Here is a 20,227-nt window from a genome sequence, read left to right on the forward strand (position 1 = left end):
CATGCTGACCGTCCATCAGCGCGGCGATCTGAAGAAAGTGCAGACTGACATGCTAAATCCCGCGGATCAGCTCCTGCGCTGCCTGCCACTCGGCAATGGTTAAGCTTTCGGCGTAAACCCTCTCCGCGTTCATGGCGCTCATGGTCTAGCTTACTTTCGTGTAAGTAGGAACTTCGGAGCATCTATGAACAGATGTGCGGTTTTTGGCTATGCTCATGCACTATGCATTAGTGCAGTGCTGCTGGCGTGCTGCGGCAGTTCCTTCGCCGATGACGCAGTGAAACCCAACAAGAGCGCGGCCGGCCCGTCTGGGCTTCGCAGTCCATCGGATACGTTCGTCATAAGCGGAAAACGAAGCCTCGATGTCCTCGTAACCTGCGAGTTGCCGGATCGTCAAACAATAGTCCTTAAGACATACAACAGGGCGGGAAAAGGTCGGCGCTGTGACATCACGTGTTCTTGGACGCACGACCGAACCGGCGGCCCTGGAACGAATACATACTACGTCAGCGGCTATGTTGAGCCTCGTTCTCGCGGTGCCATCATCAGCCAGACCAATTGCCCTGCCGGTGATTTTGGCAGGCTTGTCTCAGTCACCGCCTCTTGTCAGGTTGCGAAAAGACCCTCCGAACCGACGTCACCGATTCGTGAGTGTCAAGGTGCCGGCAAGGGCTGAATTTTCGGGATATTGCAGTCGATGAGTAGCGGAATTTCAACTCTGTAGCGAAATGGTGTATTTCGCCGGTGCGGTTCACCATCGTCGGAACTGATCGCACGCGTCCAGAGGCACGTCCATTCTCGGGCAGAAGAAGGGGGCGGCGGGGCGGGTGACTAGAAAAAGCGGATATGCGTGAGTTCGACGGACGTGCTCAGCGACAAGACGGAGGAAGCGATCGACGCGCGCAACACTGCGCAATTCCGAAGCCGCTGGTTAGTCGAGCAGTAGCTCCTTCTGCGCTTGCGGATTAGGGATGTCGCCGCTTGTCACCTTTGTAACGAGCGAACTGAAGCGGTTGGTATCCAGAAAGTAGTTGGGATAAGCCCGCTTCAGCGCATTAATGTTTTCCACCGACACTAACACCACCTGAGTTGAGTCACCTTCTGGTAGCGCCCCTTCGAGTTCGATGTAGTGGGCATTGGCGCGTTCCGACTGCAGAGCCTTGTAACGCCACACGGTGATTTTTTGCGTCATAGGATCGAGAGACAACACGAAATACTTAGCATCTTTTGCGCTTCCCAGATAATCGATGCTCGTGTTGTACACGTTCAGCGTTTGCTGGACGCGCAATTTTTCAGACAGTCGTCGAATCTCATTGACCAGATCGTCCTTATTCGTCGGCGTGTTCGGCACGGGGCTGCACTTCTCGATCGCCGCAATCGCCGAACTCATCAGGGCAAAAAATCGCAGCCAGTCGCGGTCTCCCTGGTTCGACTTAAGAGCCTGCCGAGTGAAGATGCCAACTGCCTCCACGGCTGTGGCCCAAGCATGTTGAAGTTGGGTGCGTATCTGAACCTCGACCTGCAGGCCGGTATAGGCCTTCGTGGCTTCTGTGCCTTGATAGATGTAGACCAGGTGATGGCAACGATAGCCGTCAGGTTTCGGAGCGGAGATATAGTCCTTCTCTCCCTTTAGGCGATGCGCGAACCTGCTGGATTTATAGATGGAGACGAGCCGCCTAACTGTGGTCATCTTCTTCAAGACGGCGCGACATCCCGCTATGTCCTGCATCTGAGACATGCGCATTGTGGCCTGCCGCGAAAGCTTGGCGTGAATTGACTCGAGACGCTTTATTCGCTGCGCGACGATCACATCCTTCTCTAACTTCCGAGCGCGCTTGCGCAGCGTGATCTGGAATGTATTCAAGGGATAGGCGTGCGACGAGCGCCAATTGTTGATGACCGACAACGCCTTCAGTGCGTCATCGTCGACAACTGGGAAGGCCATGCGTGCCAGGTCCTTTCCTGCCGCGTTTATCTCTTGCTGTTCGAATTCAGGCGTCGCCCAAGCCATTGTCGTTCCCCATTCCGACTGCGTCGTTTTTTCATCCGTGATTTGTCTCGCGGCCAACGCAAGGACGCAAAAAAGCCCGCAAATTGTGCGGGCTTAATTCCGAAATTAGCTATCTAGTTCCGAATTCTAATTTGTGAAAATTCACGAACGGCGCTAAGTCTTTGGTTCCTTGAGTTTTCTTGGGGTGGCTGATGGGACTCGAACCCACGACGACAGGAATCACAATCCTGGACTCTACCAACTGAGCTACAGCCACCACTGTTACCGCGATCTCGACTGCTTCAAAACCGCTGCAGCAATCAAGAAGCGAGATTATACGAACAATGATTGCGCTTGCCTAGTCCCTTTTAGCATCTTTTTCCGACGGCCACGCATCATGCATCGAGCGCTTCCACCGCCTCGCGTAGGTGAGCCCGCGCTTCATCGAAAATCGTCAGATCGCCCTTCGCGAGACGGCGATTGTCGGACAGTACGCGACGCCATCCGCGCGCGCCGGCCACGCCGCGATACAGCCCGAGCGCATGCCGCGTCACCGCGCCGAGATACGTGCCGCGCGTCAGTTCGCCGCGTGCATAGTCGATGAGTCCCGCCTCGATTTCTTCGCGCGACGGAACCGGCGTATCCGCGCCGTAAAAGCGCGTGTCGACGCCGGCGAGCACGTACGGATTGTGATAAGCCTCGCGCCCGAGCATCACGCCGTCGACGTGCTTGAGATGCTCCTCGACTTCATCGAGCGTCTTGATGCCGCCGTTGATCGAAATCTCAAGTTGCGGAAAGTCGCGCTTCAACCGATACGCATATTCGTACTTGAGCGGCGGAATCTCGCGATTCTCCTTCGGGCTCAAGCCTTTGAGGATCGCGTTGCGCGCGTGCACGATGAACACTTCGCAGCCGGCATCGGCGATCGTGCCGACGAAATCGCGCACGAACTCATATTCCTCGACGGTGTCGACGCCGATGCGATGCTTGACCGTTACCGGAATCGACACCGCGTCGCGCATCGCTTTCACGCAATCCGCGACGAGCTGCGGCTCCTTCATCAGACAAGCGCCGAACGCGCCGCGCTGCACGCGCTCGGAAGGGCAGCCGCAATTCAGGTTGATCTCGTCGTAGCCCCATTGCTCGCCGAGCTTCGCGCTTTTCGCGAGATCGGCCGGCTCGCTGCCGCCGAGCTGCAGCGCAACGGGCGCTTCGGCGGGTGTGAACGCGAGATGCCGCGCGACATCGCCGTAGAGCAGCGCGCCCGTCGTCACCATCTCCGTGTAGAGCCACGTATGACGCGATACCAGCCGATGCAGGGACCGGCAATGGCGGTCGGTCCAATCCATCATAGGAGCGACGGAGACGCGGCGGGGACTGATCTTCGATACGGCTGACATGGGCGACGGCGGCCGCACCTTCATGCGAACCGCTTGAATTTCAAGGGGAATCCGCGATTTTACCGCAGCGCGGCAGTTTGTTCGCGCCGGCTGACCGTTTCGCCCGCGCAAACGTCAGCCGCCTTCGTCCAACAATGCTAGGATTTCGAGATCACCCCAACGACGGCATCGGAGGCAGACATGGCTACTTTGGCGATCGACGGTGTGCGCTGGGTCAACGACCGCGTGACCAGCGTGCGCTGGGGCAGTTTCGATCCGGCCACGAACGACTGGGCCGCGCCCACCACCATCGTGGATGTCCAGCAGGTCGTGGACGCCATCAAGAGCGGCAAGGAAGTCCGCACGCTCTTCAAGCTCGGCGGCCGCGCCTTCCTCGGCCCGAAAGTCAGCGCGCTGCCTTACACGAACGGACACATCGGCATCGAAGCGCGCGTGCAGGACGGTCAGATCGAGAAATCGCTCGAAGACTTGCCCGCCGTCTGACGATGCCGTTGATGCAGTCGAGCGCTCGCGGAGAAGCCCGTTGAACCGGCAACAGGCGCTCCGGTTCGAAACCGAATTCATGCCGCGCATCGTGGAACGTGTGACGCGCGTCGTCGATCACGGCGTGCGCGTCGACATCCTCGGCTACGAAAGCCCGGCCGTGCCGACACGTCTGCATGTCAGCGCCGAACGTGCACCGCGACAGGGCGATGAACATCGGCGCGTTTATCCGTACCCGCTGAACGTATTTCTGACCTGGGACGACGACGAGATCGAACGGCTGATGGGCGCGGGCGGCGAGGCTCGATTCCTGCGTTATCTCGACGCCATCGGCGCGAAGCTCGACGCGTGGCAGGGCGCGCGCGAGGTCGATCTCGCGACGCGCTCGCAGGCGGAACCGTCGGTGCTCTTCGGCGGTCTCGATTTCGAAGCCTGAAGGCGGCCGGCTGCCGCCCGTTAGCGCCCGTTCAGCCGACGCATCGCATCGCCGGTCGATACGCGTCTTTCGCGGCCGGCAGGGCGCATCAACTTGAACGAGGAGGTCGGTATGGCATCGTCGAATGAAGGCGATCTGCGCGCATTCGTGCAGACCGCGGAGCAGGCGGGCGGTTTCGTCTGGGTCATCACGCTCGTCGATTTCGCGGCGCGCGAGGTCAAGCGCGCGCTGGTTTCCGAAGAGAATTTCTCCACCGCCGACGCCGCCCGCGACGCCGGCAACGATCGCCTGAAAGGCATGTCGAACGACCGTTGACGAAGCGTTCAGGCGCGCGGCCCGCTCACTTTGTCGCGATCACCATCGACTCCGCGCCGACGAGCGGTTCGACGCGCGCCGTCGCGAATCCCGCTTGCCGCATCCACGCGCAGCATTGCGCGCCGGTGTAGTCGAAGCCGCCGGGCGTTTCGATCAGCATGTTGAGGCTCATCAGAAGCCCGAAGGCATTCTGACGGCGCTCATCGTCGATGATCGCGTCGTACACGATCAACGCGCCGCCCGCCGGCAGCGCCGCATGACACTTCGCGAGCAGTTCGAGCTTCTGCGGCAGATCCCAGTCGTGCAGGATGTGCCCCATCACGAGCACATCCGCCGACGGGCACGGCTCCTTGAAGAAATCGCCGGGATAAAAGCGCAGCCGGTCTTGGAGTCCGTGCGCGGCGACGTACGCGTCGAAGACCGGACCCACCACCGGCAGATCGAAGCCGCCGCCCGTCAGATGCGGATGCGCAAGCGCCACCTGCACCGGCAACGCGCCCTGCGCCGCGCCGATATCGATGAACGTGCGGTACTCGCTCCACGGGAACTGTCGCGCGATCGCGTGCGCCGCGCCCATGCTGACGCCGCTCATCGCCTGGAGAAAGCCGCGCAGACGTGCCGGGTCGCTATAGAGCGTCTCGAAGACGTTGCCGCCGTGCTTCGATTCGTTCTGCGGCAGGCCGGTGCGCAGCGCCTCCGTGAGCGAACCCCAGAACGGATAGAGGCGCGCGTTCGCCATTTCCAGCAATCCGCCGACATATGAAGGCTTGTTGCGATCGAGGAAGAAATCGGCGTCGTCGGCGTTCGCGTAGAAGCCGCCCTCGCGCGAGAGCAGGTTGAGCGCGACGAGCGTATCGAGGAAATCCAGCGCGCCGCGCGGATGCAGTGCCAGCGCCTGCACGAGATCGTCGGCCGTTCGCGGGCCGGTCGCCAGTTGCGTGAACACGCCGAGTTCGACCGCCGAAAGCAGCGTCTTCGACGCCCAGAACGCCATCCCCATTTGCAGCAGCCGCTCGGGATTGGGCTGTGCGCCGCGTTGCGCGTCTTGCATGATGCGCCTCCTGTCGGGAAGGAACTGCGTAACTCTAGGAGGCGATCGCGTTCGCTTCAAGGCGCATCTGTGGGGCGCCTCACTCAGACAAAAACTCGTTCGACGATATCGAACGAGTGCGCCGGCCGCGTCGTACGGAAAATGGCGCACGCCCGACCATAATGCCTTCACACCCTGCAACGTTCACAAGGAGAACGTCATGAAACGCTTCGAAGGCAAGACAGTTCTGATCACTGGCGGCAACAGCGGCATCGGTCTCGCGGCAGCGCAGGCGTTTGCTGCGGAAGGCGCGCGCGTCGTCATCACCGGCCGCGATGAAAGCGCGCTCGCGACGGCACGCGAGTCGCTCGGCGCGAACGCCATCGCGATCCGCAACGTGGCGGGCACGGTAAGCGCTGCGCGCGAACTGGCGCAAGCATTGACCGATGCGAACATCCGGCTCGATGCGATCTTCGTGAACGCGGGCGTCGCCACCTTCGGGCCGTTCACGGACATCGACGAAAAAGCGTGGGACGAAACCTTCGCGATCAACGTGAAAGGACCGTACTTCCAGATCCAGTCGCTCGTGCCCTTGCTGAACGAAGGCGCGTCGATCGTGCTGAACGGTTCGATCAACGCGCATATCGGCATGCCGATGTCATCGGTCTATGCGTCGAGCAAGGCGGCGCTCGTGTCGCTCGCAAAGACGCTGTCGGCGGAATTGCTGCCGCGCGGCGCGCGCGTGAACGTCGTGAGTCCCGGTCCGGTCTCGACGCCGCTCCACGACAAGCTCGGCCTCATCGATGAAGCCGCCGCGCAGCTTCAAAGCCAGATTCCGCTCGGCCGCTTCGGCAAGTCGAGCGAAGTGGCGGCGACGGTGCTGCATTTGGCGTCGCCGGAATCGGGTTTCATCGTCGGCACGGAGATCATCATCGACGGCGGCATGAGCCAGCTTTGAGCCGATGGCCGAGTTGCACCCTCAACGCATCTGGGGCTGCAACTCGCCCCAGTTGACGAGAATCTGCTGGATGCTGCGCGCATAGGCGTCGCGATGTTTCGGCGATTCGGAGTGATACGCGCCGATCGCGCGCCATGTGTTGCCGTGCTTCACCATCTTCTGCTTGAGCAGCCAGGCGGCGACGAAGACGTTGACGCACGGATCGGCGAGCGCGCGATGCGGAATGCCCTGACGCGCGAGATCGGGAAAATGGATCGAATTGATCTGCAATTGGCCGATATCGATCGAGCCGTTGGCGTTGCGGTTGAGCGCGGCGGCGTCGCCTTTCGATTCGCGCCAGGCGACCGCGCGCAGCACAAGCGGATTGACGCCCTGATAGGCGCCGGCCTGTTCGAAGCAATCGTCGGCGTGAGCGGCGCGCGGCGCGAGCGACGCGGCGAGCAGCGCGCAGGCGGCCAGCGCCGCGCAAATCGGACGGAACATGGAACGTGGCTCCTTCGATTACGGCGCGAGCGCGATGTCGATGCGACGCTCGACGTCTTTCATATACGTGCGCGACTCGTCCGACACCACGAGACGCGGCTCGGGTCCGTTGCATTTGCAATCGGCGACGCGGCGCGTTTTCTTCGCTTTCTTGCTCGCGGATTTGGCAGGCGCATCGTCTTCTTCGCCGCTGGAAGGCGGAAGCATTGCGAGCGTCTTAATCGGCGGATAGACCTACTGCGCGTCAGGTCCGAGCGCCGCGAGCGTTTGCACGGACGCGGGCGCGCTCACGTCGAACGGACCGGCGGCGGCGTGCATCGAAAACAGCGCAGTCGCGAGGATGAGAAATGGGCGCATCGCGTCAGCCTCCCTGCGTCGGCTTGATGGACACGCTGTACGGCTGGCGCGCGCCGGCGGTCAGGTTTTCGAGACTGAGCTTGACCGCATGTCGCGCGGGAATGCCTTTCCAGATCGCCTGATTGAGATAGGGAAAGTCCTGCGCGAGCGCGGTGACGAGAATGGTCGTCGGCTGCTTTTGGGCGGCGGCGAGCGCGCCCGCTTTGGCGAGGATCGCGGTGAGTTGCGGGTCGCGGGCGCCGAGCGCGTCAGCGGGAATCTCGAAGCGGATGATCTCGGCGGAAGCCGCCGGTTTTTCGATCTGAGCCGTATTGGCGGCCGGCATCGGCGCGCAGCCGGTCACGACGAGCGCGACGGCGATGGCAAAAAGTGACGCTGCCCACTTCACTGGCATCTCCTGATTGGGTCATGGCGATATGCGAGTTGTCGGCGCGCACGGGCGCGACTTGATAGCCGCGCGCAAACGTTTCGCCAAATAGGAAGACTTGACTCAGAATTTGCCGATTCGGGGAATCAGATCGCGCGGACGCCGGTAATAGATGCCGCGACCTTGCCGTTGTGACGCTTCGATCAGATGCGCCACCACGCGCCGATGCTCGGCTCGGCATCGAGGGCGCGAAGAAAATCTTCGGCGAAGGCGTCGGCGGTGAGTTGCCGCTCGGGCGTGCCGTCGGGGAAATCGTGCGGATTCTTCAGGCCGCGCGCGTGGCGGAGGACGGCAACCATTTCGGTCAGGGCGGAGAGGGCGTCGAGCGTGTGCGAGTTCATACCGCGGATTACGGCAGGCGCGGCGAAGGCTTGAGCCTTTCCGTCATAAAACCTTCACGCCTTCGGCTTGCGATGCCCGGAAACGAGCGCGCCGGCGTCCTTCGCGAGCCCGAACAGATCGACGACGCCGACGAGCCCCACGAACCCGACGATCAGAAACGCGACGCTGAAATCCTCCGGTCCGATGGAATGGGCATCGTGGCCGTGGATCCATTCGCCGATGCGCAGCGCGATTGCGCCGGCCGCCACGCCGATGCCCATCGTCATCTGGAAGAGCGTGCTCGATAGCGCCGACGCGCCGCTCATCTGTGCTTTCGGCACGTCGGCGAAGGACAGCGTGTTGAGCGCCGTAAACTGCAGCGAACGCGACAGGCCGCTCGCGAACAGCACGGCGACGATCACGAACGTGGGCGTCGAGGGCGTCAGCAGGCTCATCGCGGCAAGCGAGAGCGCGGCGAGCACGCCGTTTACGATCAGCACCGGCCGGAAGCCGAACCGACGCATCACGGGCGTCGTGACGAGCTTCATCGACAGATTGCCCGCGAACACCGTGAGCGTGAGCAGGCCCGAATCGAACGCGTTCATGCCGAAGCCGACCTGGAACATCAGCGGCAGCAGGAACGGCGCGGCGCTGATCGCGATCCGAAAGAGCGAGCCGCCGCCCATCGCCACGGCAAAGGTCTTCACCTTCAGCGCCGACAGATCCACGACCGGATGCGCCGCGCGGCGCAAATGCCGCCACGACGCGATGCCCGCGACGACGCCTACCGCCACCAGCGCGCCGACGAAGCGCCAGTCCACGTCGCTGCGTCCGATCAGTTCCATCGCGTAGAGCAGCGTCGTGCACGCGATGCCGCACAGCGCGAAGCCCGGCAAGTCGAAGCGCCGCGTCGCATCCTCGCGTTCGTTGCCGATGTAGCGCAGCGTCAGCAGCAAGCCGATCAGCCCGAGGGGCACGTTGAGATAGAAGATCCAGCGCCACGAAGAATACGTCGTGATGAAGCCGCCGAGCGGCGGGCCGATCACCGGCGCGACGAGACCCGGCCACGTGATGATCGCGATGGCGCGCATCAGGCCCTCCTTGGGCGTCGCGCGCAAGACGGCCAGGCGCCCGACGGGCACCATCATCGCGCCGCCGATGCCCTGCAACACGCGCGCGGCGGCGAACGCGGGCAACGTCGAGGTCGTCGCGCACAGCACGGACGCGGCCGTGAACACCGCGATCGCGCTCGCGAACACGGTGCGCAGGCCGAAGCGGTCGGCGGCCCAGCCGGAAATCGGGATGAACACGGCGAGCGTCAACAGATACGCCGTGATGCCGAGGCTCATGTCGGCGGGATGCACGTTGAACGAGCGCGCCATCTGCGGCAAGGCGGTGGCGATGATCGTGCCGTCGAGGTTCTCCATGAAGAAGGTCGCCGCGACGAGCATGACGATGAGCGACGAGCCTTTTGTCTCGCGATCGCGTGCTAACGGCATCGGTTGCGTGCTCCTGCCTGACGGGTTGGAAGCTTGCCATTCTAGCCGCGAGAGCAGAGCTTTCGCGCCTATGGTAGGTTTTGCGATTGCCGGAAAATCAGCCAGGCAGCCTGTCCGACAAAGCGCCTACGGTCTCCCCACAGCGCGCAAACAACTCGTCAACAAGAGGAATGAGCAATGAAGTTTCGGAAACTCGGCGATTCGGGTATCGACGTCAGCCTGATCGGGCTCGGCACCATGACCTGGGGCGAGCAGAACACCGAAAGCGAAGCGCACGAGCAGATCGATTACGCGCTCGCCCAAGGCGTGAATCTCATCGACGCCGCCGAGATGTATCCGGTGCCGCCGCGCCCCGAGACGCAGGGCCGCACGGAGGAATACATCGGTACGTGGCTCGCGAAGCATCCGGCGAAGCGCGCCGATATCGTCCTCGCGACGAAAATCGCCGGGCCCGCGCGCCAGCCGCACAATCCGCGGCATATCCGCGGCGCGGGCAACCAGTTCGATCGCAAGAATCTGAACGAAGCCATCGACGGCAGCCTGAAGCGCCTGCAAACGGATTACGTCGATCTGTATCAGCTGCATTGGCCCGATCGCAGCACGATGACGTTCGGCCGATCCAGCTATCCCTATATCGACGATGAATACACGGTGCCGATCGAGGAAACGCTCGCGGCGCTCGCCGATCTCGTGAAGGCGGGCAAGATCCGTCATGTGGGCGTGTCGAACGAAACGCCGTGGGGTGTCGCGCAATTCCTGCGCGCGGCCGAAAAGGCGGGGCTGCCGAAAATCGTCAGCATTCAGAATCCGTACAGCCTCGTGAATCGCACTTACGAGCTCGGACTGTCGGAGTTCACGCACAAGGAAGGCGTCGGGCTGCTCGCGTATTCGCCGCTCGCGTTCGGCTGGCTGTCGGGCAAGTACGAGGGCGGGGCGCGTCCGGCGGGCGCGCGAATCACGCTGTTCGAGCGTTTCCAGCGCTACAGCAAGCCGCAGGCGATCGCGGCGATCACGTCGTACGTCGAACTGGCGAAACGCCACGGACTCACGCCGACGCAACTCGCGCTCGCGTTCGTCAACACGCGCCCGTTCACGACGAGCACGCTGATCGGCGCGACGTCGATGCCGCAGTTGAAGGAGAACATCGGTAGCGTGAACATCGAACTGTCGGACGAAATCCTGGCCGAAATCGAAGCGCTGCACGAGCGTCAGCCGAATCCGGCGCCCTGATTTTCTTCGCCGGCTCAAGCATTTGGCGAAGAATTGCATGCCTTTGCCGCGAATGTGTCAGCATTGATGTTCGCGTGCCCGTCGTTTATCGCTCTGTAATACCGGCCTAATTTTTGGCCCGTACTCTGCCGTAACGCCGCCCGAATCCCGCACCCGAGGATTCGCGGCGCGCTCCCGTGTCATTCGCGGTGCGGTGCTTTTCGTAAGGCACTGCACTTGCTCGATGGTCCTGGTTGCCCGCTGCGGCGCCCCTCGCCACAGCGCGCTCTTCGCAAAGGAGTCGTCGCTCATGTCTCAAGCAACACCTCAGGCCAAAGATCTCGATCGCCTCACGATCGACACCATCCGCACGCTCTCGATGGACGCCGTGCAGAAGGCCAATTCCGGCCACCCCGGCACGCCGATGGCGCTCGCGCCGGTCGCATTCCATCTGTGGCAGAACCATCTTCGTTACGATCCCGACGCGCCGCTATGGCCGAATCGCGACCGCTTCGTGCTGTCGGTCGGGCATGCGTCGATGCTGCTGTACTCGCTGTTGCATCTTGCCGGCGTGAAGGAGTTCGACGGCGACGGCAAGCCGACCGGCAAGCCCGCCGTCTCGATCGACGATATCAAGCAGTTCCGCCAGCTCGACAGCAAGACGCCGGGCCATCCGGAATACCGCATGACGACGGGCGTCGAGACGACGACCGGACCGCTCGGCCAGGGCCTCGGCAACAGCGTGGGCATGGCGATGGCCGCGCGCTGGAAGGAGAGCCGCTTCAACAAGGGCGACGACAAGCTCTTCGATTACCGCGTCTACGCGCTGTGCGGCGACGGCGACATGATGGAAGGCGTGTCGCACGAAGCGGCGTCGCTCGCGGGGCATCTGCGGCTGTCGAATCTCATCTGGATCTACGACAGCAACACCATCACCATCGAAGGCCATACGGAGCTCGCCTACAGCGACGACGTGGAAGCGCGCTTTCACGGCTACAACTGGCACACGCTGCACGTCGACGACGCCAACGACGCGGACGCGCTCGAAGCGGCCATCAACAAGGCGAAGTCGCACACCGACAAGCCGACGCTGATCGTCGTGAAAAGCATCATCGGCTGGGGCGCGCCGAACAAGCAGAACACCGCGAGCGCGCACGGCGAGGCGCTCGGGGAGGAAGAGGTCAAGCTCGCGAAGAAGTTCTACGGCTGGCCGGAGGACAAGCAGTTCTACGTGCCCGACGGCGTCATGCAGCACTTCGCCGACGGCATGGGCGCGCGCGGCAAGAAGCTGCACGCCGAGTGGAAGCAGCGCTTCGACGCCTACGAGAAGGCCAATCCGGAACTCGCGAAAGAAGCGTGGCAGATGCTCGAAGGCAAGCTTCCCGACAACTGGGACGCGGACATCCCGACCTTCGAGGCGGACGCCAAGGGCCTCGCGACGCGCGATTCGTCCGGCAAGGTGCTGAATGCGATTGCGCCGCGCGTGCCTTGGCTGATCGGCGGCGCCGCAGACCTGTCACCATCGACGAAGACGAATCTGAAGTTCGAAGGCGCGGGCAGCTTCGAGCACGACAGCTACGGCGGACGCAATCTGCACTTCGGCATCCGCGAGCACGGCATGGGCGCGGTCTGCAACGGCCTCGCGCTGTCGGGCTTGCGTCCGTACGGATCGACGTTCCTGATTTTCAGCGACTACATGAAGCCGCCGATCCGCCTGTCCGCGATCATGGAAGTGCCGGTGATCTACGTGTTCACGCACGATTCGATCGGCGTCGGCGAAGACGGTCCGACGCATCAGCCGATCGAGCAGCTCGCCTCGCTGCGCGGCGTGCCGGGCCTGTGCACGCTGCGTCCCGCCGACGCGAACGAAGTCGCAGAAGCGTGGCGCGTCGCGCTGACGCATCCGAAGGAGCCGTCGTGCATCGTGCTGACGCGCCAGCCGCTGCCGACGTTCGACCGCAAGAAATACGCGTCCGCCGAAGGCGTGAAGCGCGGCGCCTACGTGCTCGCCGATACCGAAGGCGGCAAGAAGCCCGAGGTGCTGCTGCTCGCGACGGGCAGCGAAGTGTCGCTTTGCGTCGAGGCGTACGAGAAGCTGACAAGCGAAGGCGTCGCGGCGCGCGTCGTGTCGATGCCGTCGTGGGACATCTTCGAGAAGCAGGATCTCGCGTACAAGGAATCGGTGCTGCCGCCGGACGTGCATGCGCGCGTGTGCGTCGAGCAGGCCGCGACGCTCGGGTGGGACCGCTACGTCGGCCGCCTCGGATCGCAGATCGTCATGCACACGTTCGGCGCATCCGCGCCATTGAAGGCGCTGAAGACGAAGTTCGGCTTCACGCCCGAAGCGGTCTACGACGCCGCGAAGAAGCAGATCGAACGCGTGAAATCCAACGGGAAGGAGTGACCATCATGCAGATCGGCATCGTGGGACTGGGGCGCATGGGCGGCAACATCGGGCGGCGGCTCATGCGCGGCGGACATACGTGCGTCGTGTACGACCACAATCCGGAGGCCACCGAAACGCTCGCGAGCGAAGGCGCGACGGGCGCGAAGGATCTCGGCGATCTCGTCGCGAAACTGACCGCGCCGCGCGTCGTCTGGCTGATGCTGCCGGCGGGGAAAATCACCGAAGACACGCTCAACGATCTGCACAAGATCCTCGGCGCGGACGACGTGATCATCGACGGCGGCAACAGCTTCTACAAGGACGATATCCGCCGCGCCGCGCAGTTGCGCGAGCAGGGCATCCATTACGTCGATGTCGGCACGTCGGGCGGCGTGTGGGGCCTGACGCGCGGCTACTGCATGATGATCGGCGGCGACGAGCCGGTCGTGCGCCGCATCGATCCGATTCTCGCGACGCTCGCGCCGGGACGCGGCGACATTCCCGCGACGCCGGGCCGCGAAGGACGCGATGCGCGCGTCGAGAACGGCTACATGCACTGCGGGCCGGTCGGGTCGGGGCATTTCGTCAAGATGGTGCACAACGGCATCGAATACGGACTGATGCAGGCCTATGCCGAAGGCTTTCACGTGCTCGAGCGCAAGGACTCGACGGAACTGCCGGAGAACGAGCGTTACTCGCTCGATCTCGCCGATATCGCGGAAGTGTGGCGTCGCGGCAGCGTGGTGTCGTCGTGGCTGCTCGATCTGACCGCGGGCGCGCTCGCGGGCGACGGCTCGCTCGATCGCTATTCCACCGAAGTCGCGGACAGCGGCGAAGGACGATGGACGATCGAAGCGGCAATCGAGGAAGCGGTGCCGGCGCAAGTGCTGTCGGCGGCGCTGTACACGCGGTTCCGTTCGCGCGATGCCGAATCGTTCCCGGAACGCATGTTGTCCGCGATGCGCTTCGGCTTCGGCGGGCATCACGAGTTTCCGGTGAAGTAGCGCGCTTTCCTTTTCGGCGATGTCAAAACGGCGATCGGCTTTCGAAGTCCATCGCCGTTTTTCATTTCATCATGCGCCGCCTGAAAAGCCACGCGCACAGGAAGAACGGCACGACCGCATACGCGCAGAGCACGAGCGCATGCAGCGCGAAGCCGTCGAACGGGCGGCCGAGCATCGCCGGACGGATCAGCTCCACCGCGTGATACAGCGGCAAGACCTGCGTGACGTGTTGCGCGATCGCGGGCAGTTGCGCGATGGGAAAGAAGACGCCGGAGAGCAGGAGCATCGGCGTGAGCGCGAGCGTCTGATAGAACATGAAGAAGTCGTAGCTCGGCGCGAGCGCGGTGACGACCATCGCCGTGCTGGCGAACGCGAGTCCTGTCAGCACGATGACCGGCAACGCGATCAGCATCGACGGAAAGCTCGCATAGCCGAGCGCGCCCGCGACGATCATGATCGCCACGCCCGACAGCACCGACTTGCTCGCGGCCCAGACGATCTCGCCAAGCACGATATCGCCGAGCGTGAGCGGCGTGTGCATGATCGCTTCCCAGGTGCGCTGAACGTGCATGCGCGAGAAGCCGGAGTACATCGATTCGAAGCTCGCGGACATCATCACGCTCGACGCCGCCGTGCCCGCCGCGAGGAACGCGATATACGACACGCCGTCGACGTGCCCGACCATCAGGCCCAGACCGAGGCCGAGGCCGAAGAGGTAGATCATCGGATCGGCGAGATTGCCGATCATCGAGGCGATCGCGAGTTTCTTCCAGACGAGATAGTTGCGCCGCCACACGGACATCCAGTGCGTGGCGTTCGCGGGCAACGCGCTGGAAAGCGGCGTGAGGTTTTGTGCGCGCTTCGGCTCGCGCTGTTTGTCGATGCGGGATCGTTCGAGCGTATCCATTGGCTCAGTCCACCATCTCACGTCCGGTGAGACGCAGGAAAACATCTTCGAGATTCGCCGGACGATGCAGATAGCGCACGTCCGCGCGGCCCTTCACGCGCGCATGCACGGGCTGCGGATCGTCGACGTAGCAAAAGAGCGTCTCGCCGCTCACTTCCATGCGCGCGACGAGCGGCGCAAGCTCGGCGGCGAGCGCTTGCGGATCGGGTCCGTAGATTTCGATCACGTCCGAGCCGATCACCGATTCGATCAGCTCGCGCGGCCGTCCTTCGGCGATCTTGCGGCCCTCCTCGATCACGCACAGGCGATCGCAGAGACGCTCGGCTTCTTCCATGAAATGCGTCGTCAGCAGAATGGTCTTGCCGCGCGCAAGCAGCGAGCGCAGACGCTCCCAGATCAGATGCCGCGCTTGCGGATCGAGCCCGGTGGTCGGTTCGTCCATCACGAGCACATCGGGATCGTTGACGAGCGCGCGCGCGAGCGTGAGACGCCGCTTCATGCCGCCCGACAACTCGCCGACGCGCGCATCGGCCTTGCTCTCCAGCCGCGCGAACTCCAGGAGCGACGGTACGAGCGCATCCATGCGCGCGCCCGTCAGGCCGAAGTAGCGGCCGAACACCGTCAGATTTTCGCGGACAGTGAAATCGGGATCGAGATTGTCGAACTGCGGTACGACGCCCACACGCTCGCGGGCGAATCGGGCGCGCGCGGGCACCGGCTCGCCGACGAGACGGATCGCGCCGCTATCGGGCGAAGTGATGCCGAGCAGCATCTTGAGCGTCGTCGTCTTGCCCGCGCCGTTCGGTCCGAGCAGTCCGAAGCATTCGCCGGGCCGCACATCGAACGACAGGCCGTCGACGACCGTGCGCTCGCCGTAGTGCTTCCTTACTTCGCTGAATTCGATGGCGGGTGCGCGGTTTCCATCGGCGTCGCGTGACATGCTTTGTTGCAAAGTTTGATCAGTCATGCATCTGTGCGCAGGGAAAGCCGGATGAGGGAAATCCAGCGGGCTAGTGTAATCCATTGCACCAAGGCGGCGCTTGGCGTGCAACCGCATGCTGCGCGGGCGTGTCAAACCCGTGCGGGGCGCGTCGAACCGGTTCCGGCCGAAAGTGCCAGAGGCTTGTCCGTCGACGTTTTTGTGGTTCTGGCACGGTGCCAGCTAGCGTGTTCGCGCCGGTAAGCGTTTTCCAGCGTTGTCTCCCATGGGACGACGCACGATGATGAATCAACGCCGCGGGCAAGCCGCGCTCAACGGCACGTTGGCCAGGGAGGTCAAGATGGAGAGCTACCGAAAAATCCTGCTGTGCTACGACGGCTCCAGAGAAGGCCGCAAGGCACTGCGTCAGGGCGCCAATCTCGCGCTCGACCTGAATGCGGAGACGCATGTGCTCGCGGTGGTGGATATGCGCTCGAGCATCGCGCAGAGCGCCGGACTGCTAACCGACATGGCCTGCGGACGCTTCGAAGAGGCCGCGCGCGACATCCTGCAAGAGGGCGTCGAATGGCTGCGCGAGCGTGGCCTTCAGGCACAGGGACATTTCGCGTTCGGCCATCCGATCGACGAAATCGCGGCGCTCGCCGACAGCCTTCAGGTCGATCTCGTCGTCGTCGGGCATCGCTGCCGCAGCGGCCTCGCGCGCTGGTGGATGGGCGCGGGCAACACGCCGCTGCTGGATCGCGTGAAGTGCAGCATCCTGGTTGCCGTCTGTCAGGCCGGTGAATCGGCCGAAGCGGAAGACGAAGCGGCGTACGCGGCGAAGCCCGTCAAGGCCGAAGCCGGGGCGTGATGCGGTGCGAAGCGTGAACCGCGACGCTTGACGCGTCAACCGTTGAGATCGACCGCGACGAGCTTCCACGACACGAGCCCGTTGCGGTGGAAGATCGCGGAGTATCGCGCATCGCCGGCGCCGTGTTGATACGTGACGACGAACGTGTTCAGGCTTCGATAACCCGCCGTCGTCTGCGGTGGTTCTTTCGGCGGCTGCCGTGCGGCCGTGACGCCGGACGCGGGCGCATTCCCCGCATTCGCTGGTGCGCCGTCGCCAGCTTGCGGCGGACGCTCGCCCGGATCGCCGCGCGGCGGGATGCCGTTCAGAATCGCCGCGACGCCGTCCGGTGTGGCATACGAATCCACCAGCGGACCGACGAGCGCCGCGCCGATCATCGCACCGATGATCGCGAGCGGATTCCCGCTCTTTTGAATATCCACGCGACGCGTGAGCAGCGCCGCGATCTGGTCCTTGAGGCTCGCGCGCAGCGCCGGAAAATCGACGTATTCGTTGACGGTTTGCGCATCGCGGGCATCGGCCGCGCGCTTCACGCGATCGAGTGCGATGTAAGGCGATGCGTAAACGAAACCGAGCGCCGCGACGATAACCAGGACGACGAGCGTAACGACAATAGAACGGGTAGTGCGGGACATGCTTGGGCCAAGCCTCTTGCAAAACGTGAATTACGGATTGACCGCGCGGGCGCCGGTTAAATCCCGTGAATTCACGTCGTGCGTGCGATGGCGTTCCATTCAGGCGAGGATTCCGCCGGCCAGCCCGGCATTTTCCTCGGCGATGCAGCGGTCGATCATGCGCGAAACCTCGTCGATCTTGCCCACCAGAATCACGCGCGATTGCCCGCGATACACGCGCACTGGCGCGCGCTGCTCGGCCTCGGCGTGCACCGTGCTGTTGAGGGAAACGCGAGCGAAGGCCGGCTGACGGGACGGCAACGCGGGCATTTCGTTGAAGAGATCGGGCGTGGCTTCGGCGCGCGGCATGCCGCAGGCGATCAGCGTGCGCAGATGGCGCAGGCGGCCGAATTGACGGAAGGGCAGCAGACGGGCAAAACGTTCCATGATGACTCTCCAGACGATAGGACGCACCGCGGCGCACCGCGCGCGGTGGCCGTCATGCTTGTTGTGTTGTGAGACGCCTGAATCAGGTGTCGAAAGCGGTTGGTGAGGCTATCTTGCGATGTCAATGAGACATTTCGTGTCTCGGTGCGAAAGTAATGTGCTTCGACTTTCGTGCCTTGCCCGTTCGCGGGCCAACATCAGAATTCGCCGGAGCGGATCAGCCCGACGGCAATGCCTTCAAGCGCGAAATCGCCGCTGCCGGCGCGCACGAAGATGTTTTCATACTCGGGGTTTTCGGCGATGAGTTCGACGCCGTCCGCGCGCCGTTTCCAGCGCTTGACCGTGACGTCGTCGCCAAGACGCGCGACGACGATCTGTCCGTCTTTCGCTTCGTTGCGCTTTTGCACGGCGAGAAGATCGCCGTCGAGAATGCCTGCGTCGCGCATCGAGAGGCCGCGCACCTTCAACAGATAGTCCGGCTTGCTGGAGAAGAGCGCGGGGTCGCACGCATAGTGCTGCGAGATGTGCTCTTGCGCGAGGATAGGACTCCCCGCCGCGACCCGGCCGACGAGCGGCAGAGACAATTGCATGATGCTCTGATGCGGCAGCGTGAACTGATGCGGCAGCTCCTCGGACCGATCGATGCGAGATGCATCGCCGAGCAGCCGGATGCCGCGCGACGAACCCGCCGCCAGCTCGATGACGCCCTTGCGGGCCAGCGCCCTGAGGTGCTCCTCGGCGGAATTGGCCGAACTGAAGCCGAGCTCCGCCGCGATCTCGGCGCGCGTGGGCGGAAAGCCCGTGCGGTCGATCGCGCGCTGGATGAGTTCGAACACCTGCTGCTGCCGCGCGGTAAGTTTTGATGTTTTGGTCACTGGCTCGAGCCCCTGATGCACTGTATGAATGGACAGGTGACTGTATTTTTATACAGTATTTGGCGCTTTTCAAGCTTTACTTTAAGTTCGCGGCCACGAAGCCTCCGCACCGTCGGATCGCGCCCGCCGGCGCTTCTTCCATCCAGGAATATCGTTCTTAGCAGTTTTACGTATAAAAAAGTGAATAACGATTATTTTCAATCATATAGAGGCCTCGTTAGACTGATTCCGTCAATTCGATAAGACGGAGAACGGGGAATGCAAAGCATCAACACGGGATTGCGACGGCTTCTTGCTGCGGCGACGCTCGGCGCGGCGGGTTTGATCATGACGGCGCCGGCGCAGGCGGATACGTCGTTTCTGAACGTTTCCTACGACCCGACCCGCGAGCTGTATCAGGACTTCAATCAGGCTTTCGCGAAAAAGTGGAAGGCGGAGACGGGCGAGACCGTAACCTTCAAGCAGTCGCATGGCGGGTCGGGCGGCCAGGCGCGCGCGGTCATCGACGGACTGCAGGCGGACGTCGTTACGCTCGCGCTCGCTTATGACATCGACGCGCTCGCGGGCAAGGGACTCGTCGGCGCGGACTGGCAGAAGCGCCTGCCGGACAACGCATCGCCGTACACGTCGACGATCGTGTTTCTCGTGCGCAAGGGCAATCCGAAGCACATCAAGGACTGGGACGATCTGACGAAGCCGGGCGTGTCGATCGTCACGCCGAATCCGAAGACATCCGGCGGCGCGCGCTGGAACTACCTCGCGGCGTGGGCGTACGCGCAGCACAAGCCGGGCGGCAACGAGCAGACCGCCAAGGAGTTCGTGACGAAGCTCTACAAGAACGCCGGCGTGCTGGATTCCGGCGCGCGCGGCGCGACGACGAGCTTCGTGCAGCGCGGTCAGGGCGACGTGCTCATCGCGTGGGAAAACGAGGCGTTCCTGTCCCTGAAGGAATTCGGTCCGGACAAGTTCGAGATCGTCGTGCCGTCGGTGAGCATTCTGGCGGAGCCGCCGGTCGCGGTGGTCGACAAGGTCGTCGACAAACACGGCACGCGCAAGCTCGCCGAAGCGTATCTCAAGTATCTGTATAGCGACGAAGGGCAGCAGATCGCCGCGCGCAATTTCTATCGGCCGCGTTCGGACAAGGTGCCCGCCGATCTGACGAAGCAGTTTCCGAAGCTGAAGCTCTATACCATCGACGACACCTTCGGCGGCTGGACCAAGGCGCAGAAGACGCATTTCGCGGATGGCGGCGTGTTCGATTCGATCTATCAGCCGCAATAAGCGTCAACCGGCGAC

23 protein-coding genes and 1 tRNA gene are annotated in these 20,227 nt (G+C 63.1%); 9 read left to right on the plus strand and 15 right to left on the minus strand.

What is annotated here, in order from left to right:
• Positions 1–931 precede the first annotated feature (931 nt).
• The 3 genes from QCE58_RS07765 to dusA form a co-directional block, all read right to left on the minus strand.
• On the minus strand, positions 932–2,011 hold the full coding sequence (locus tag QCE58_RS07765; protein WP_309779405.1) for a RelA/SpoT domain-containing protein: 1,080 nt from the start codon (positions 2,009–2,011) through the stop codon (positions 932–934).
• A 180-nt stretch (positions 2,012–2,191) separates the two neighbouring features.
• Positions 2,192–2,267, minus strand: a tRNA-His gene (locus QCE58_RS07770).
• A 118-nt stretch (positions 2,268–2,385) separates the two neighbouring features.
• A complete protein-coding gene (gene dusA / locus QCE58_RS07775; protein WP_250434634.1) occupies positions 2,386–3,390 on the minus strand; it encodes a tRNA dihydrouridine(20/20a) synthase DusA in 1,005 nt (334 codons plus the stop codon).
• Positions 3,391–3,570: 180 nt separating this feature from the next.
• Between dusA and QCE58_RS07780 the strand changes: the two genes are divergently transcribed.
• From QCE58_RS07780 to QCE58_RS07790, 3 genes are all read left to right on the plus strand, one after another.
• Positions 3,571–3,873, plus strand: coding sequence for a hypothetical protein (locus QCE58_RS07780; RefSeq protein WP_008349936.1), 303 nt, complete (start codon positions 3,571–3,573; stop codon positions 3,871–3,873).
• Positions 3,874–3,913: 40 nt separating this feature from the next.
• The gene (locus QCE58_RS07785; RefSeq protein ID WP_008349935.1) at positions 3,914–4,309 is read left to right on the plus strand and encodes a DUF5594 family protein; all 396 of its coding nucleotides are present in this window, start codon (positions 3,914–3,916) and stop codon (positions 4,307–4,309) included.
• A 111-nt stretch (positions 4,310–4,420) separates the two neighbouring features.
• On the plus strand, positions 4,421–4,624 hold the full coding sequence (locus QCE58_RS07790; RefSeq protein WP_008349934.1) for a hypothetical protein: 204 nt from the start codon (positions 4,421–4,423) through the stop codon (positions 4,622–4,624).
• Between the two features lie 25 nt (positions 4,625–4,649).
• Here QCE58_RS07790 and QCE58_RS07795 read toward each other — a convergent pair whose 3' ends face one another.
• On the minus strand, positions 4,650–5,675 hold the full coding sequence (locus QCE58_RS07795) for a methyltransferase (protein ID WP_008349933.1): 1,026 nt from the start codon (positions 5,673–5,675) through the stop codon (positions 4,650–4,652).
• A 199-nt stretch (positions 5,676–5,874) separates the two neighbouring features.
• Here QCE58_RS07795 and QCE58_RS07800 point away from each other — a divergent pair, with 199 nt between their 5' ends.
• Entirely contained in the window at positions 5,875–6,612 is a 738-nt protein-coding gene (locus QCE58_RS07800) for an SDR family oxidoreductase (protein WP_175980087.1), read from the plus strand.
• Positions 6,613–6,633: 21 nt separating this feature from the next.
• On the opposite strand, the gene QCE58_RS07805 is transcribed toward QCE58_RS07800, so the two are convergent.
• The 6 genes from QCE58_RS07805 to QCE58_RS07830 form a co-directional block, all read right to left on the minus strand.
• Complete coding sequence (locus tag QCE58_RS07805; RefSeq protein WP_008349929.1) at positions 6,634–7,095, minus strand: lytic transglycosylase domain-containing protein; 462 nt, start codon at positions 7,093–7,095, stop codon at positions 6,634–6,636.
• Between the two features lie 18 nt (positions 7,096–7,113).
• On the minus strand, positions 7,114–7,302 hold the full coding sequence (locus QCE58_RS07810) for a hypothetical protein (protein ID WP_309779410.1): 189 nt from the start codon (positions 7,300–7,302) through the stop codon (positions 7,114–7,116).
• 27 nt (positions 7,303–7,329) lie between these two features.
• Complete coding sequence (locus tag QCE58_RS07815) at positions 7,330–7,452, minus strand: hypothetical protein (protein WP_309779411.1); 123 nt, start codon at positions 7,450–7,452, stop codon at positions 7,330–7,332.
• Positions 7,453–7,456: 4 nt separating this feature from the next.
• Entirely contained in the window at positions 7,457–7,846 is a 390-nt protein-coding gene (locus tag QCE58_RS07820) for a hypothetical protein (protein WP_244808046.1), read from the minus strand.
• A 176-nt stretch (positions 7,847–8,022) separates the two neighbouring features.
• Positions 8,023–8,220: a hypothetical protein gene (locus tag QCE58_RS07825; protein WP_250480490.1), complete on the minus strand. Its 198-nt coding sequence runs from the start codon at positions 8,218–8,220 to the stop codon at positions 8,023–8,025.
• Between the two features lie 54 nt (positions 8,221–8,274).
• Positions 8,275–9,699: an MFS transporter gene (locus QCE58_RS07830; RefSeq protein WP_250521085.1), complete on the minus strand. Its 1,425-nt coding sequence runs from the start codon at positions 9,697–9,699 to the stop codon at positions 8,275–8,277.
• A gap of 177 nt (positions 9,700–9,876) precedes the next feature.
• On the opposite strand from QCE58_RS07830, the gene QCE58_RS07835 reads away from it, so the two are divergent.
• The 3 genes from QCE58_RS07835 to gnd all read left to right on the plus strand — a co-directional run bounded on the left by QCE58_RS07835 (position 9,877) and on the right by gnd (position 14,298).
• Positions 9,877–10,929 carry an NADP(H)-dependent aldo-keto reductase gene (locus QCE58_RS07835; protein WP_244808047.1) on the plus strand — a complete coding sequence of 351 codons (1,053 nt, stop codon included), beginning with the start codon at positions 9,877–9,879 and terminating at the stop codon, positions 10,927–10,929.
• A gap of 289 nt (positions 10,930–11,218) precedes the next feature.
• The gene (gene tkt, locus QCE58_RS07840) at positions 11,219–13,312 is read left to right on the plus strand and encodes a transketolase (RefSeq protein ID WP_008349918.1); all 2,094 of its coding nucleotides are present in this window, start codon (positions 11,219–11,221) and stop codon (positions 13,310–13,312) included.
• Between the two features lie 5 nt (positions 13,313–13,317).
• Positions 13,318–14,298, plus strand: coding sequence for a phosphogluconate dehydrogenase (NAD(+)-dependent, decarboxylating) (gene gnd, locus QCE58_RS07845; protein ID WP_250521086.1), 981 nt, complete (start codon positions 13,318–13,320; stop codon positions 14,296–14,298).
• Between the two features lie 61 nt (positions 14,299–14,359).
• Here the strand turns inward: gnd and QCE58_RS07850 are convergent, their stop codons facing one another.
• Both QCE58_RS07850 and nodI read right to left on the minus strand, forming a co-directional pair.
• On the minus strand, positions 14,360–15,205 hold the full coding sequence (locus tag QCE58_RS07850; RefSeq protein WP_175980093.1) for an ABC transporter permease: 846 nt from the start codon (positions 15,203–15,205) through the stop codon (positions 14,360–14,362).
• Between the two features lie 4 nt (positions 15,206–15,209).
• Positions 15,210–16,145, minus strand: a complete 936-nt coding sequence (gene nodI / locus QCE58_RS07855) for a nodulation factor ABC transporter ATP-binding protein NodI (RefSeq protein WP_250480500.1) — start codon at positions 16,143–16,145, stop codon at positions 15,210–15,212.
• A 340-nt stretch (positions 16,146–16,485) separates the two neighbouring features.
• Here nodI and QCE58_RS07860 point away from each other — a divergent pair, with 340 nt between their 5' ends.
• Positions 16,486–16,995 (plus strand): universal stress protein, encoded by a 510-nt coding sequence (locus QCE58_RS07860; protein ID WP_033535751.1) that lies wholly within the window; start codon positions 16,486–16,488, stop codon positions 16,993–16,995.
• A gap of 35 nt (positions 16,996–17,030) precedes the next feature.
• On the opposite strand, the gene QCE58_RS07865 is transcribed toward QCE58_RS07860, so the two are convergent.
• From QCE58_RS07865 to lexA, 3 genes are all read right to left on the minus strand, one after another.
• A complete protein-coding gene (locus tag QCE58_RS07865; protein ID WP_008349909.1) occupies positions 17,031–17,630 on the minus strand; it encodes a DUF2939 domain-containing protein in 600 nt (199 codons plus the stop codon).
• 99 nt (positions 17,631–17,729) lie between these two features.
• On the minus strand, positions 17,730–18,056 hold the full coding sequence (locus tag QCE58_RS07870) for a hypothetical protein (protein WP_008349906.1): 327 nt from the start codon (positions 18,054–18,056) through the stop codon (positions 17,730–17,732).
• Positions 18,057–18,253: 197 nt separating this feature from the next.
• Complete coding sequence (gene lexA, locus QCE58_RS07875) at positions 18,254–18,931, minus strand: transcriptional repressor LexA (RefSeq protein WP_008349903.1); 678 nt, start codon at positions 18,929–18,931, stop codon at positions 18,254–18,256.
• 258 nt (positions 18,932–19,189) lie between these two features.
• Here lexA and QCE58_RS07880 point away from each other — a divergent pair, with 258 nt between their 5' ends.
• Positions 19,190–20,212, plus strand: a complete 1,023-nt coding sequence (locus QCE58_RS07880) for a sulfate ABC transporter substrate-binding protein (protein ID WP_280519315.1) — start codon at positions 19,190–19,192, stop codon at positions 20,210–20,212.
• The last annotated feature ends 15 nt before the right edge of the window (positions 20,213–20,227 follow it).

It is taken from the genome of Caballeronia sp. LZ028, from assembly GCF_031451415.1.
GTDB lineage: Bacteria > Pseudomonadota > Gammaproteobacteria > Burkholderiales > Burkholderiaceae > Caballeronia > Caballeronia zhejiangensis.

Bases quoted from the DNA above. Each gene is read 5' to 3' on its own strand.
- QCE58_RS07870 (WP_008349906.1), bottom strand. From the start codon at position 18,056: ATGGAACGTTTTGCCCGTCTGCTGCCCTTCCGTCAATTCGGCCGCCTG.
- QCE58_RS07815 (WP_309779411.1), bottom strand. From the start codon at position 7,452: ATGCGCCCATTTCTCATCCTCGCGACTGCGCTGTTTTCGATGCACGCC.
- QCE58_RS07860 (WP_033535751.1), top strand. From the start codon at position 16,486: ATGGAGAGCTACCGAAAAATCCTGCTGTGCTACGACGGCTCCAGAGAA.
- QCE58_RS07795 (WP_008349933.1), bottom strand. From the start codon at position 5,675: ATGCAAGACGCGCAACGCGGCGCACAGCCCAATCCCGAGCGGCTGCTG.
- QCE58_RS07800 (WP_175980087.1), top strand. From the start codon at position 5,875: ATGAAACGCTTCGAAGGCAAGACAGTTCTGATCACTGGCGGCAACAGC.
- QCE58_RS07850 (WP_175980093.1), bottom strand. From the start codon at position 15,205: ATGGATACGCTCGAACGATCCCGCATCGACAAACAGCGCGAGCCGAAG.
- QCE58_RS07820 (WP_244808046.1), bottom strand. From the start codon at position 7,846: ATGCCAGTGAAGTGGGCAGCGTCACTTTTTGCCATCGCCGTCGCGCTC.
- QCE58_RS07865 (WP_008349909.1), bottom strand. From the start codon at position 17,630: ATGTCCCGCACTACCCGTTCTATTGTCGTTACGCTCGTCGTCCTGGTT.
- QCE58_RS07880 (WP_280519315.1), top strand. From the start codon at position 19,190: ATGCAAAGCATCAACACGGGATTGCGACGGCTTCTTGCTGCGGCGACG.
- QCE58_RS07830 (WP_250521085.1), bottom strand. From the start codon at position 9,699: ATGCCGTTAGCACGCGATCGCGAGACAAAAGGCTCGTCGCTCATCGTC.
- nodI (WP_250480500.1), bottom strand. From the start codon at position 16,145: ATGTCACGCGACGCCGATGGAAACCGCGCACCCGCCATCGAATTCAGC.
- dusA (WP_250434634.1), bottom strand. From the start codon at position 3,390: ATGTCAGCCGTATCGAAGATCAGTCCCCGCCGCGTCTCCGTCGCTCCT.
- QCE58_RS07805 (WP_008349929.1), bottom strand. From the start codon at position 7,095: ATGTTCCGTCCGATTTGCGCGGCGCTGGCCGCCTGCGCGCTGCTCGCC.
- QCE58_RS07765 (WP_309779405.1), bottom strand. From the start codon at position 2,011: ATGGCTTGGGCGACGCCTGAATTCGAACAGCAAGAGATAAACGCGGCA.
- QCE58_RS07790 (WP_008349934.1), top strand. From the start codon at position 4,421: ATGGCATCGTCGAATGAAGGCGATCTGCGCGCATTCGTGCAGACCGCG.
- QCE58_RS07810 (WP_309779410.1), bottom strand. From the start codon at position 7,302: ATGCTTCCGCCTTCCAGCGGCGAAGAAGACGATGCGCCTGCCAAATCC.
- gnd (WP_250521086.1), top strand. From the start codon at position 13,318: ATGCAGATCGGCATCGTGGGACTGGGGCGCATGGGCGGCAACATCGGG.
- QCE58_RS07835 (WP_244808047.1), top strand. From the start codon at position 9,877: ATGAAGTTTCGGAAACTCGGCGATTCGGGTATCGACGTCAGCCTGATC.
- QCE58_RS07780 (WP_008349936.1), top strand. From the start codon at position 3,571: ATGGCTACTTTGGCGATCGACGGTGTGCGCTGGGTCAACGACCGCGTG.
- tkt (WP_008349918.1), top strand. From the start codon at position 11,219: ATGTCTCAAGCAACACCTCAGGCCAAAGATCTCGATCGCCTCACGATC.
- QCE58_RS07825 (WP_250480490.1), bottom strand. From the start codon at position 8,220: ATGAACTCGCACACGCTCGACGCCCTCTCCGCCCTGACCGAAATGGTT.